Here is a 420-nt window from a genome sequence, read left to right as displayed (position 1 = left end):
TGGTGTCTATACCTGGGTCGGTATTTTCGATAATGGTATCATTGAGATTATCAACAATATAGGTATCGTTGCCTAAACCACCAATTAAAGCATCATTGCCTAAACCACCGTCAAGGGTGTTATTAGCAGTGTTACCAGTGATGACGTTAGGTTGTGAGTTCCCTGTACCGTTAATTGCTGTTCCTGTCAGATTTAGGTTTTCAACGTTGGTAGGAATAGTGTAAGTAACACTAGATTGAATGGTATCTATACCCTCGTTGACATTTTCGGTAACTGTATCAGTGGTGCTATCTACAATATAGATATCGTTGCCTTTACCACCAATTAAAGCATCATTGCCTAAACCACCGTCAAGGGTGTTATTAGCGTCGTTACCTGTGATGACGTTATTAAGTGCGTTCCCTGTACCGTTAATAGCTG

At 40.5% G+C, this 420-nt stretch carries 1 pseudogene; it reads right to left on the bottom strand.

Annotation, left to right across the window (positions count from 1 at the left end):
* Nucleotides 1-420 (bottom strand): annotated as a pseudogene (locus FFO06_RS20865) (calcium-binding protein); the annotation flags it as partial.

The sequence above is a fragment of the Dolichospermum planctonicum genome (assembly GCF_005402965.1).
In the GTDB taxonomy this organism is placed as follows: domain Bacteria; phylum Cyanobacteriota; class Cyanobacteriia; order Cyanobacteriales; family Nostocaceae; genus Dolichospermum; species Dolichospermum planctonicum.
This window is presented reverse-complemented; position numbering and strand designations above follow the sequence as displayed.